Raw genomic sequence first — 11,828 nt, forward strand, 5'->3', positions numbered from 1 at the left:
GGGGGCTAGGGGGAGAGGGTTGCCGATGCCGGGCGCCGGCCTGCCTCTGCCTGAGATCCGTCGCCGCGCATTCAACCCGGCCGCCCGCTCTGTCGGTACGAACCCCCTCCCCCTASCCCCCTCCCGCAAGGGGAGGGGGGACTCAATCGGGAGGCACTTGCAGGGACAGCAAGGAGCCACCCCATGATCCCGCTGCTCGGCATCCCGACCCAGGTGCTGTTCGGCCAGCTGCTGCTGGGGCTGATCAACGGCTCGTTCTATGCCCTGCTGAGCCTGGGCCTGGCCGTGATCTTCGGCCTGCTCAACGTCATCAACTTCGCCCATGGCGCGCAGTACATGCTGGGGGCCTTCGCCTCCTGGATGCTGCTGAGCTTCCTCGGCATCGGCTACTGGCCGGCGCTGGTGCTGGCGCCGATCGCGGTCGCCATCACCGGCGTGATCCTGGAGAAGCTGTTCCTGTCGCGGCTGTACCGGCTCGACCCGCTCTACGGCCTCCTGCTGACCTTCGGCGTCACCCTGATCCTGGAGGGGCTGTTCCGCAGCTGGTACGGCACCTCGGGTCAGCCCTACAGCCCGCCGGCGATGCTGACCGGCGCGGTCAATCTCGGCTTCATGGTGCTGCCGATCTATCGCGGCTGGGTCGTCCTGGCCTCGATCGTGATCTGCTTCGCCACCTGGTTCGTGATCGAGAAGACGCCGCTGGGCGCCACGCTGCGCGCCGCCACCGAGAACCCGACCCTGGTCCAGGCCTTCGGCATCAACGTGCCGCGGATGATCACGCTGACCTATGCCTTCGGCGTCGGCCTGGCCGGCCTCGCCGGCGTGCTGGCGGCGCCGGTCTACCAGGTCAGCCCGCTGATGGGGTCGAACCTGATCATCGTCGTCTTCGCCGTGGTGGTGATCGGCGGCATGGGGTCGATCCTCGGCGCCATCGTCACCGGCTTCGCGCTCGGCATCTTCGAGGGGCTGACCAAGGTGTTCTACCCGCCGGCCTCGAACATCGTGGTCTTCGTCATCATGGCGGTGGTGCTGCTGGTCCGCCCCGCCGGCCTGTTCGGGCGGGAGCGCTGAGATGGCCGCGATCGAACGCGAGGCCGAAGGCGGCCTGACCGGCGCGAAGCTCGCCATCGCCCTGGCGGTGGCGGTGATCGCGCTGGGGGCGCCCTACCTGCTGTACCCCGTCTTCCTGATGAAGCTCTTGTGCTTCGCCCTGTTCGCCTGCGCCTTCAACCTGCTGATCGGCTATGTCGGCTTGCTGTCCTTCGGCCACGCCGCCTTCTTCGGCGGCGCCGCCTATGTGACGGCGCATGCCGCCAAGGTCTGGGGCTGGCCGCCGGAGCTGGCGATCCTGGCCGGCACCGCCGCCGCCGCGGCGCTGGGGCTGGTGATGGGCTTCCTCGCCATCCGCCGCCAGGGCATCTACTTCGCCATGATCACCCTGGCGCTGTCGCAGATGGTGTTCTTCGTCGCGCTGCAAGCCCCCTTCACCGGCGGCGAGGACGGCATCCAGTCGGTGCCGCAGGACCGCATGTTCGGCCTGCTCGACCTGTCGGATTCGCTGACCTTCTACTATGTCGTGCTGGCGATCTTCGGCCTCGGCTTCTTCATCATCTGGCGCATCGTCCACTCGCCCTTCGGCCAGATCCTGAAGGCGATCCGCGAGAACGAGCCGCGCGCCATCTCGCTGGGCTACCGGGTCGACGCCTACAAGCTGACCGCCTTCGTCATGTCGGCGGCGCTGGCCGGCCTGGCCGGCGGCACCAAGGCGCTGGTGTTCCAGCTGGCCTCGCTGACCGACATCCAGTGGCAGATGTCGGGCGAGGTGATCCTGATGACGCTGCTCGGCGGCATCGGCACGCTGGTCGGCCCGGTGGTCGGCGCCGGGCTGGTGGTGACGCTGCAGAACTACCTGGCCGAATCCGCCTTGCCGGTGACGGTGGTGACCGGCGCGATCTTCGTCGTCGTGGTGCTGCTGTTCCGCCGCGGCATCGTCGGCGAGGTCGCCCATTGGCTGCGGCGCAAGGGATAGGCCCGTCCCGCTCCGTCCCGTATTGCGCTGAGAGCAATGTTCCGGTGGCCCCGGCCGGGGCGCCGGGACACTCTGCGGCATCATGCTCGACCTGACCGCCGCCACCATCCTGGTCGCCTTCGCCGGCGTTTTCCTGATCTCGCTGCTGCGCGGCGCCTTCGGCGGCGGCTTCGCCATCATCGGCATCCCGCTGCTGTCGCTGGTGATGGACCCGGTGACGGCGGGCGGCCTGCTGGCGCCGCTGTTCGTGGCGACCGACCTGGTCGCGCTGCGCTACTGGAAGCCGTCGACCTGGTCGCGGCCGGACCTGCTGCCGCTGCTGCCGGGGCTCGTGGTCGGCATCGGCCTCGGCTATCTGCTGTTCACGCATCTCGACCACCGCGCCATCGCCATCGTGATGGCGGCCGTCACGCTGGCCTTCGTCGGCCTGTGGTTCGTCGCCGGCGCCCAGGTGACGATCCGGCCGCGCTCGACGCCGAAGGCCGTCGCCGCCGGCCTGGCCTCGGGCATGACCACCATGGTGGCGCATTCCGGCGGGCCGCCGCTGGCGATGTACCTGCTGCCGCTCGGCCTCGGCAAGGCGGTGTATGCCGGCACGACCAGCCTGTTCTTCACCGTCGGCAACGCCACCAAGGCGCTGCCCTGGCTGCTGCTGGCGCAGCCCACCGCCGAGGCCTGGACCCTGATGGCGCTGTGCCTGCCCGCCATCCCCGCCGGGGTGTGGCTGGGCTGGCGGCTGCACGGCCGGCTGGACCAGCTCCAGACCTACCGCGCCGTCTACGGCCTGCTGGTGGTGACGGCGCTGAAGCTGCTGTGGGACGGCGTCTCCGGCTATCTGGCCTGAGGCGCACGGCCGCTCAGAGCGTTCCCCGATCCGCGAAGATGTGCACCGCGTCGCGCAGCATCGACGCGGCGGTGGGCGTGGGCTCGCGCTCCCACAGCTTGTGATAGCTGATGCCGTAGATGTCGGTGTGCATCTCGACCGCCATCTCCCAGCCCCGGCACTGGGCCAGGAAGTCGGCGGCGGGCAGGGCCAGCGGCGCCACGGCGTAGCGCCCGGCCTCGGCGCTGGCGACCAGGCGGATGACGTTGCCGCGCGCCGCCTCGGCCGCCAGGCTTTCCTGCGTCACCCCGGCGATGCCGGTGACGGCGATATCGGCCAGCGCGATATCGGCGCCGAGCAGGCTGTTGGCGATGATCAGCAGCTTGTTGGCCGTGTCCCAGCCCTCGACGTCGAGCGAGGGGTCGGCCTCGGCGATGCCGCGGCGCTGGGCCTCGGCCAGCGCGTCGCCATAGGCGATGCCGGTGGCCATCTGGTCGAGGATGAAGTTGGTGGTGGCGTTGAAGACGCCGCGCAGCGTGCGGATCTCGCCTGCGATCATGTCGCGCCGGCCGATGTTGAGGACCGGCAGCCCGCCGCAGACCGTGGCGCTGTATTTCAGCCGCGCCCCGCTGCGCGCGGCGGTCTCGTGCAGTTCGCGGAAGGCCAGGACCACCGGGCCCTTGTTCGCCAGCACGACGGAGATGCCCCGCCCCAGCGCCGCCCGCGCCAGCGCCAGCCCCGGCCCGCCGGTGCGCAGGTCGACCGGCGACGCCTCGAACACCAGGTCGACCCCGTCCAGCAGGCTCTCCACCGGCACGGCGCCGCGGAAACCGGCCAGATCCGCGGTCGAGCCGCCGGCCGCCTTGTGGGCGACGAGGCCGGCGGGATCGAACCCGGCGGGGTCGACCGCGACGCCCCGGCTGTCGGCGACCAGGACGATGCGGAAGCCGATGCCGTGGTCGCGCCGCAGCACGGCCGCCTTCGTGGCCAGGATCGTCAGCAGGTTCCGGTTGACGCTGCCGAGCCCGATCAGGGCGGCGTTGATCAGCATGGGTGGTCCTTGGTTCGGCGCGGAATCGCAGCCGCAGTTTCCAGGTCCCGGCCCGTCATGGCGAGCCCCAAAGGGCGTGGCCATCCAGGCTGTCACCGCGATTGCGGATTGTGGTATAGGGGCCGGATAGTCATCGATGTCCACTGCACGCCTGACAGGCGAAATCATGAGACATGAAACATGATCCATCGACGTTTCCGACGGATGAGCTCGTAAAGCAGATCCAGATTCTCGGGAAGGACGACGCCGATTTCGCATACGAGGCCGAACGGCTTCTCTTCACGAGATGGGGACGAGGAGAAGATTTACGGCCTCTCATCGATCTTTTGACGTCAGAACGATCCAGCGACCGAATCCTCGGCGCATACTATCTGGACGAAATTGATGGGAACGTCGAAGACCTGAAGACCCCCGTGATGCGGCTTTTAGATGATCCTATTCCAGACTGCCGCCGTGTCTTCGTCCTGTATATGTCAAGATACTACGGTGAGGAAATTGGGAAGGGATTCGCGAAACTCTTATTGGACATCAATCTCTGTGTAAGAGTTACTGTTATAGAATGGGGGATCCGAACATCCGCCAGGCGATTCGAACATTTTTCTCGATTGGTTGAGGCGGGAGCCGGCAGGCGGGAATCGGCATTCCTCAATCCGCTCGACCAGGATTATTGGGATGAATCCGAACTGAAACGCGGAATCCGCGGACTGAACATCATTCGCCGCGTCCGGGCAGGAGAAGAAATCTCGCAGATCAGAGATGAAATCCCTGAGGAGGACAATTTCGTCTTTGACAGTATCGAATTTTTAAGAACGTTCCGGAAGCGCTACGAGAAGTGGAAAGAAACAGAAAGGCGCAAGACCGATTCCTAGCAGGAGCTGGTGACGCTGCACGACGCGGGGTGGGATGGCTCGCCGCCCGCTCCCTCATCCCATCGCGGCGACCACCTTGCCGATGCGAATCATCGCAGTCGGCTATTGACAAAGCCGACAATCCCATCATCGTCGATCCTGATAGAGTCGAGTTCGATAACTTAGACCGCTTCACTAGGCTCGTCGCCAAACTAGGTGACTGTATTAAGGGTATATTTCCAGAGAAAGAAAATTTCCAATAGGGGGAAACGATGGATCTTAGTACCCGCCTCGTCGATCTTCAAAAGAAAGTCGTCGCCCATCGAGAAATACTTCTGACGGAGGAAGCCGCCAAGAACGCCCTCGTGATGCCTTTTATTCAGGCTTTGGGGTATGACGTCTTTAACCCGGGAGAGGTTATACCGGAGTTTACCGCGGATGTTGGAACCAAGAAGGGGGAGAAGGTCGACTACGCCATCTGCAAGGATGGCAAGATTTCCATCTTGGTTGAGTGCAAGCCGTCCACAGCAGAGCTGAGCCTCAATCACGCAAGTCAGCTCTTCCGGTATTTCAGCGTCACCGACGCAAGGCTGGCGATCTTAACCAATGGCGTCGTCTACCAGTTCTACTCTGACATCGACCGTCCGAACAAGATGGACGACAGACCATTTTATATTCTCTCCATAGAGGCCATCAAGCCGTCGGATCCAAAGATCCTTGAGAAATTCAGCAAATCTTCTTTTGACATCGAACAGATAATTCAAGAAGCTGCGAACCTAAAGATGCAGTCACAACTCAGAAAGGAGCTGGAAAATGAATTCAGCGAACCTTCTGAGGAATTTGTACGCATCCTCGCCTCTCGCGTCTATGGCGGACGGCTTACACCGGCGATCAAAGACGGCTTTGGCAAAATACTGCCGGCGGTGATTGCCAACCTGATACGCGATCTGGTGAACGAACGGCTATCCTCCGCTCTCAATGCTGCAGCCCCCGAAATTCCAGGCGTCTCCGACGAGGGCTCGGCCGAAGAGGCCGTCATCACGACCCCGGAAGAAATTTCGGGCTTCCACATCATCCAGGCGATCGTCTCCCGGATCACCAGCCCCAAGCGCGTCGTGATCAGAGATGCGAAGTCCTATTGCGCAGTGCTGCTGGACGACAACAACCGCAAAACCATCGCACGCCTCCATTTCAACGGGGTTACGATCAAGCATCTCGGCCTGTTCACGGGCAAGGAGGAGGTCAGGCATCCGCTGTCAGACCTGACGGAGATCTATCAGCACACAGATCAAATCGAGGCTCGCATCAGGGAATTGGATCCGAGCATCGCGCCGCGCCCGGCTTGAGCGCTGACGGACCTCCTGCACCGGCTTGCAGGCAAGCGCAGCCGCCCCGCCCGCCCGCCAGACGGGGCAGAAGCCCGTTAAAGATGCACCGTCATGCCGGCGCGGCGCCGGAAAGGGCGGCCCCTATGCCTCGACATACTCCTTGATCGCGTCGAGATCGTTGTATTTGTCGGTCTTCCCGAAGATGTCGTTCATCCTGTCGACCCGGTCCTGGCTGAGCTTGCCGTCGGGATGGGCCAGCTCGTACAGGCCCTTCAGGTACTGGATGATCGATTCACGGGTGCCGCGGTCCGAATCATCGCCGGCGGACGGGTTGATGATCTGCTTCACGCCGTCCTTCACGAAGATCACGCGGCCGTCATCCAAGAGCTTGATGGACCCGACATCCACCCGGTCGACATCCTCCCGGAAGTCGCCGAAGGTGCCGGGAATCCCGCCATCGCCGAAGACCGGCAGCCCGGTCGGGTCGGCATCCAGCCCCAGCTCCTCCCGCAGCGCGTCGAGGTCGTTGAAGTCGTCCGATCGATTGTGGAGATCGGTGATCTTCTTCACGAGGTCCTGATCGAGGCCGCCGCCCGGGTGGACCATGATGTGCAGGTTCTTCAGGTAATCGAAGATATCGTTCGCATCGCTGTCGGACAGGCTGCCGTGGTCGTCCTTGTCCAGCTGCCACCGCTTGCCGTCCTTGACGAAGGTGAGGCTGCCGCTGTCCGTGGGGTCGAGCTCGATCGATCCCACATCCACGCGATCGATATCCTCCTTGAAATCGGAGAACGTCCCGGCGCTGCCCTCCCCGTCCTTGCCCAGCAGCGGAGGCCTGGACTCGTCGAGGGCGCGCTTGAGGTCGTCGATCTCGTTATAGCGGTCCGACTCGTCATGCAGCCGGGTGATCCTGTCGATGATGTCCTGGTCGGCCTTCCCGCCGGGATGGGAGATCTCATACAGGTCCTTCAGGTAGTCGACGATCTTCTGCCGGTCCTTGTCGTCGGCCTCGCCGCCGACGAGCGGGTCGATCACCTGCTTGACGCCGTCCTTCTTGAAGATGATGCGGCCATCCTCCGCCAGCTCGATGGAGCCGACATCCACCCGGTCGACATCCTCCTTGAAGTCGCCGAAGCTCCCGGGCTTGCCGTCATCGCCGAAGCGCGGCAGGCCGGACGGGTCGGGCCGGTCCTCGCCGATGCCCGAATCGTGATCCTTGTCCCAGTCCCGGAACCAGTCGTCCGAGATGTTGCCGTGCTCGTCGACGTATTTGGTGAAGTCCTTGTACTGCTCGGGCCGCGCCACCCACACCGGCACATCCTCGGGATAGAGGTCGTAGTAGCGATCGGAGCCGTGGTAGTAGTTGTACTCGTAGCGGGAGTGGATGGTGTAGTTGAGCTTGTCGCCCCAATTGTCCTCGGTGACGCCCAGCGTGCTCCAGTTCCGGAAGTCGTCGCGGACGTCCTCGGCCTTCTGGTCCTGCTTCTGCTTGGCGATGACGCCGGTGACGATGGCGGCGATGGCGCCGAAGGCGACGCCGGCGACGCCCAGGACGCCGGAGGCGATGCCGAGCGCCGAGGCCGTCGCCGGCCCGGCGATCATGCTGGCCAGGCTGGTCCCGGCCATCCCGGCGATGCTGACCCCGCCCAGCAGCTGCATGGTCGCGGCCGCATATTCGCTGGGCAGCGCGTCCGGGTTGTCCCTGAGCTTGTCGATCGACATCGCCCCCAGGGCCAGGTCCAGGATGCCGCCGGCGAAATCGGCGACGCCGCCGACGGTGTTCAGGACGGTGCCGACGATCCGCAGCTTGCTGGGCGCATCCAGGTCGCTCGGGTCCACGCCCATGTTGCTGATCCGGTCGTCCACCATCCCCATGACGCTGGCCCGGTCGGCGTCGTCGAGATTGTCGAGGATGCTGGTGTACTGGGACCCCCGTTCGGACTGGACGCTGGAGACCCGGTCGTTCGGGTCGTCCATCGCGTCCTCGAGGTCCATGGCCGCATCGTCCGGAAGCGGCACGAAGCGGGCCCCGTCGCCCTCGCCGGAGGCGATATCGTCGAACCAGTGCTCGACATCGTCGGCCCAGCCCGGAACGGTGTCGGGCTCGTCCAGCCGGGGCGGGGCGTCGCCGATCGCCCCGCGCAGCTCGTCGAGCGTGTCCAGCTCGACGACGGAGGAGCCCGGGACCGAGACCGGCCGGTTCGAGTCCGGGAAGCGCTTGAGGAAGGCGTCGCGCAGCTGGGTGTTGTTCTCCAGGCCCAGCATGGTCGCCATGCCGGGCTTGTTGAAGATCGTCTCCAGCGTCTTCGTCGTCGCCAGGGCCAGCGCCGGCGACGTCGCGATGCTGATCATGAACAGCCGCGCCGCCCCCATCCGCTCTTCCGGGGTGTCGCCCATGTTCTTGTTCAGCGTGTAGATCGCCGCCGTGGTGGCCAGGACGCCGCCGATCGCCGGCAGGACGCCGTTCTTCATGCTGGCCTGCAGCAGGGCGGCCGCGCCGTTGCGCGCCCCGGTCGGGATGTCCGGATTGTTGCCCTTCAGCACGTCCGAGATGCGGGAGGACACATCCTTGATGTCGAACTGGCCGTTGGCCTTGAAGGAATCGAGGATCGAGTTGGTGGCGATCTTGACCGCCGCCTTGTAGCTGTCCAGGCCCCGCTTGACGTCGTCGGGCAGGTCGGCCTTGCCGTCCTTCAGATAGCTCTGCACCGCCTTGTCGGTGAAGCCGATGCTGAAGATGGCCGACCATGTGCCCTGCAGGCCCAGCTGCACCTGGTCGCTGACCGCAGTCTTCAGGCCCTCGTCGGAGTATTTGCCATCCTCGATGATGCCGCTGACCTCCTCGATCAGCCCCTTGTCGAGGATCTTGTTCCGGATCTCCGTGGCCTTCTGCTTGTCCAGATAGTCCAGGGACTTCAGGTCGTTGGAGAACCGGGTCTTGGCCCCGTCATCCTCCATGGACTCCAGCATCTCCGAATAGTCCTGGCTGCCCATGGTCTTGTAGATCTTGTTGGCCAGGCCTTCCTTGTCCTCGATCTTGTCGACGGCGTCGGCCATGAAGCCGTCGATGCCGTCGACGACCTGGTCGTTCTTGGACAGCTCGGCCAGCTTCTTGGAGATCTCCTCCTCCTTCAGCAGGCCGTAGGTGCTGGCCTGGTCCATGATGACGGAGTTGGGCAGATAGGCGGTGGTGTCGCCCTTCCAGGGAAAGGCGTCCTTCTCGGTCTGGTACGGCAGGTAGTCATAGCCGCCGATCAGCGCCGCCTTGGCCTGCAGCAGCTCGTAGTACTGGCGGCGGGGGTCCTTCAGGTCCAGGTCGCCCCACCCGTCCTTCATCTTGTCATGGAACAGCTCGCCCACCGTCTTTCCGTCCTCGGTGGTCTTGGCGTTCATGAAATCGGTCGCCTCGGATTCGGCGACCTTGATGTCGATGTTGTTGTCCGTCTGGCTGATGCTGGTGCCGGCCAGCTTGTTCTCCAGCACCGAATACTTGAACGGGGCCAGATGCTCCGAGACCGCGTAGGTCTTGCCCTTGTACTGGTAGGTGATGGTCGTGGAATCTTCCCGCTTGGGATCCAGGTTGCTCACCGGGGGCAGGCCGTCGACCTCCTCCACCACCGTCCAGCCCTTGCTCTCGGCCTTGCCGCGGAACGCCTTCTCATCCGCCGGGCCGCCGGCCTGGTCGCTTTTCTGCTTCTGCTGAAGCTGGAGAGGCGGCGGGTTGCCTGCCGGAGCCCCCGAAACGGCATTCGTCGCTGAAACGACCATGGCTTTCCCCCTTTTGCGGCTGTCCGATCCGGCACGTCCGGCCTGGAGGCGATCCCGCCGCGGTTCTGAAAGGACGGCGCGGCCGCTGTCCGGTCTTGATCCGGGTGGTCCCGGACGACGTTTCGATCGCCGTATCGAACGCTTCGGTTGTGTCTGGATGGATGTGGCTTGACCCGGGTGACACCTCAGGGAGCCATGCGTCCTCCTCCGCGGTTTGAGCTCCGCCGCCCGAGCAATTGCTCAGCCGTCGGTCAAATGTGCAGCGAGGCTAGGGGCAATCCGGAGAACGGGCAAGAATTTTTGCAAGAAGGTGAAATTTTTTGGGAATAATTGCCAGACAAATGGCCTGGCCGCATGGCCGCGAGCCGGACGATCGGGCCGCGATGCTTGCCGTCTGGATGAACCATGGCGATCCGCGTGCGTCAGGTGGACTGCACCCCTGGGGTGAGACAGTGGAGTTTAAGTGACAGGGGGCTGTTGAGGTCAGCGGGGCCAAGGGTTGGTGAGGTCAGCTTCGAATTCGGTTGGGGGTTTGTAGCCGAGGGCAGAATGGAGCCTTTGGCGGTTGTAGGTTGNTGGACTGCACCCCTGGGGTGAGACAGTGGAGTTTAAGTGACAGGGGGCTGTTGAGGTCAGCGGGGCCAAGGGTTGGTGAGGTCAGCTTCGAATTCGGTTGGGGGTTTGTAGCCGAGGGCAGAATGGAGCCTTTGGCGGTTGTAGGTTGTCTCCAGGAAGGTGGCGATATTGCGCCTGGCATCGTTGATTGACGAGTAGGCGCTGGCGTTGACCTCCTCGGTCTTGAGGGTCTTGAAGAAGCTCTCGGCCTTGGCGTTGTCGTAAGGGTTGCCGGGGGCGCTCATGCTGAGGCGGATGGCATGGTCGTGGAGGCGCCTGGTGTAGTCGCCGCAGGCATATTGAACACCTCGGTCGGAATGATGGATCAGGCTGTCGGGCGGCGGCCTGCGAAGGTGCAGGGCCATGTCGAGGGCGGCGAGAGCGAGCTCGGCGCGCAGGTGATCTTCCAGCGCCCAGCCGATGACGCGGCGGGAGAAGGCATCGAGGATGACGGCGAGATAGACGAAGGCCTCGGCCAGGCGGACATAGGTGATGTCGGCCACCCAGATCTGATCGAGCCCGGTGGGGACGAGCGATCGGATCCGGTTGGGGGCGATGCGGAAGCCATGGTCGCTGTCGGTGGTCCGGGGCAGGAAGGCCTTGCTACGCAGGACCAGCAGGTTGTCCTCGTGCATGAGGCGCAGCACCCGCTTGGCGTTGACCGCGATGCCTTGGCGTTTGAGCTCCGCGGCGACGCGGCGGTAGCCATAGTGCTTGTGCGCCAGGGCGACATGCTGGATGGCGTCGCGCAGGTCGGCATCGGCTCTGGCCGGGGCCTTGCGCTCGAGGAAGCGGTAATAGCCGGCGCGCGACAGACCGGCGAGACGGCACAGCTGATCGACGGCAGGGGCGCCTTGCAGGGTGCGGCTCCCGGTCATCGCTTGGATGACCGCGTAGAGCTTGGCACGGACGGCTCCGGGCTCGTGTCCGCGTCCAAGGCCTGCAAGGCCCGTTGAAAAAAATCGAGGCCCGCCTGTTGCCGGCCGATGATGCGTTCGAGTTCGCCGATGCGGGCCTGCGCCTTGGCAAGGGCCGCGGCCGGATCCGGCGGAGCGGGCTCGGGCGGCGGGGCGAGGGCGGCCGCCAGGCGGCGCTGCCGCAGGCCGGGCTTAGGGCCGCGCTTGTGGCACAACCCGGCAGCCCCTTCCGCTCGCCAGAGCGCTCGCCAGCCATAGAGCACCTTGCGGCTGATGCCGAGGTCGCGGGCAACCGCCGCCAGCGCCTCGCCGGCTTCAAGCCGGATCATCGCCGCCTGCTTCAAAGAGGAGGAAAAACTACGAGTGCGCGTCCTGGGCTTGTCGGGCATTCACCCTCCGATCGCCCATGTCACCCTAATTCTTCTGTCTCAGTCCAGGGGGGCAGTCCA

The 11,828-nt window shown here is 64.7% G+C and carries 9 protein-coding genes; 5 read left to right on the forward strand and 4 right to left on the reverse strand.

Going from position 1 to position 11,828, the window contains the following annotated elements; genetic code table 11:
* Positions 1-183 precede the first annotated feature (183 nt).
* The 3 genes from BWR60_RS16380 to BWR60_RS16390 all read left to right on the forward strand — a co-directional run bounded on the left by BWR60_RS16380 (position 184) and on the right by BWR60_RS16390 (position 2,873).
* The gene (locus BWR60_RS16380; RefSeq protein WP_034844959.1) at positions 184-1,071 is read left to right on the forward strand and encodes a branched-chain amino acid ABC transporter permease; all 888 of its coding nucleotides are present in this window, start codon (positions 184-186) and stop codon (positions 1,069-1,071) included.
* Between the two features lies 1 nt (position 1,072).
* Positions 1,073-2,029 carry a branched-chain amino acid ABC transporter permease gene (locus tag BWR60_RS16385; protein ID WP_088152087.1) on the forward strand — a complete coding sequence of 319 codons (957 nt, stop codon included), beginning with the start codon at positions 1,073-1,075 and terminating at the stop codon, positions 2,027-2,029.
* A gap of 82 nt (positions 2,030-2,111) precedes the next feature.
* Positions 2,112-2,873 (forward strand): sulfite exporter TauE/SafE family protein, encoded by a 762-nt coding sequence (locus BWR60_RS16390; RefSeq protein WP_088152088.1) that lies wholly within the window; start codon positions 2,112-2,114, stop codon positions 2,871-2,873.
* Between the two features lie 13 nt (positions 2,874-2,886).
* Here the strand turns inward: BWR60_RS16390 and BWR60_RS16395 are convergent, their stop codons facing one another.
* Positions 2,887-3,903: a homoserine dehydrogenase gene (locus BWR60_RS16395; RefSeq protein ID WP_088152089.1), complete on the reverse strand. Its 1,017-nt coding sequence runs from the start codon at positions 3,901-3,903 to the stop codon at positions 2,887-2,889.
* A gap of 173 nt (positions 3,904-4,076) precedes the next feature.
* On the opposite strand from BWR60_RS16395, the gene BWR60_RS36380 reads away from it, so the two are divergent.
* Together BWR60_RS36380 and BWR60_RS16400 are read left to right on the forward strand one after the other, a co-directional pair.
* On the forward strand, positions 4,077-4,772 hold the full coding sequence (locus BWR60_RS36380) for a hypothetical protein (protein WP_144445640.1): 696 nt from the start codon (positions 4,077-4,079) through the stop codon (positions 4,770-4,772).
* Between the two features lie 251 nt (positions 4,773-5,023).
* Positions 5,024-6,097: a type I restriction endonuclease gene (locus BWR60_RS16400; protein WP_088152090.1), complete on the forward strand. Its 1,074-nt coding sequence runs from the start codon at positions 5,024-5,026 to the stop codon at positions 6,095-6,097.
* Between the two features lie 123 nt (positions 6,098-6,220).
* Here BWR60_RS16400 and BWR60_RS16405 read toward each other — a convergent pair whose 3' ends face one another.
* From BWR60_RS16405 to BWR60_RS16415, 3 genes are all read right to left on the reverse strand, one after another.
* Positions 6,221-9,847: a hypothetical protein gene (locus tag BWR60_RS16405; RefSeq protein ID WP_088152091.1), complete on the reverse strand. Its 3,627-nt coding sequence runs from the start codon at positions 9,845-9,847 to the stop codon at positions 6,221-6,223.
* A gap of 632 nt (positions 9,848-10,479) precedes the next feature.
* The gene (locus BWR60_RS16410; RefSeq protein ID WP_088152092.1) at positions 10,480-11,340 is read right to left on the reverse strand and encodes an IS3 family transposase; all 861 of its coding nucleotides are present in this window, start codon (positions 11,338-11,340) and stop codon (positions 10,480-10,482) included.
* Positions 11,337-11,768 (reverse strand): helix-turn-helix domain-containing protein, encoded by a 432-nt coding sequence (locus BWR60_RS16415; protein WP_088152093.1) that lies wholly within the window; start codon positions 11,766-11,768, stop codon positions 11,337-11,339. The genes BWR60_RS16410 and BWR60_RS16415 overlap by 4 nt, the downstream gene beginning before the upstream one ends.
* Between the last annotated feature and the right edge of the window lie 60 nt (positions 11,769-11,828).

The sequence above is a fragment of the Inquilinus limosus genome (genome assembly GCF_002195995.1).
GTDB lineage: Bacteria > Pseudomonadota > Alphaproteobacteria > DSM-16000 > Inquilinaceae > Inquilinus > Inquilinus limosus_C.

Excerpts from the sequence above, each read along its gene's own strand:
- BWR60_RS16385 (WP_088152087.1), top strand. The coding sequence starts at position 1,073 with ATGGCCGCGATCGAACGCGAGGCCGAAGGCGGCCTGACCGGCGCGAAG.
- BWR60_RS36380 (WP_144445640.1), top strand. The coding sequence starts at position 4,077 with ATGAAACATGATCCATCGACGTTTCCGACGGATGAGCTCGTAAAGCAG.
- BWR60_RS16380 (WP_034844959.1), top strand. The coding sequence starts at position 184 with ATGATCCCGCTGCTCGGCATCCCGACCCAGGTGCTGTTCGGCCAGCTG.
- BWR60_RS16395 (WP_088152089.1), bottom strand. The coding sequence starts at position 3,903 with ATGCTGATCAACGCCGCCCTGATCGGGCTCGGCAGCGTCAACCGGAAC.
- BWR60_RS16400 (WP_088152090.1), top strand. The coding sequence starts at position 5,024 with ATGGATCTTAGTACCCGCCTCGTCGATCTTCAAAAGAAAGTCGTCGCC.
- BWR60_RS16405 (WP_088152091.1), bottom strand. The coding sequence starts at position 9,847 with ATGGTCGTTTCAGCGACGAATGCCGTTTCGGGGGCTCCGGCAGGCAAC.
- BWR60_RS16410 (WP_088152092.1), bottom strand. The coding sequence starts at position 11,340 with ATGACCGGGAGCCGCACCCTGCAAGGCGCCCCTGCCGTCGATCAGCTG.
- BWR60_RS16390 (WP_088152088.1), top strand. The coding sequence starts at position 2,112 with ATGCTCGACCTGACCGCCGCCACCATCCTGGTCGCCTTCGCCGGCGTT.
- BWR60_RS16415 (WP_088152093.1), bottom strand. The coding sequence starts at position 11,768 with ATGCCCGACAAGCCCAGGACGCGCACTCGTAGTTTTTCCTCCTCTTTG.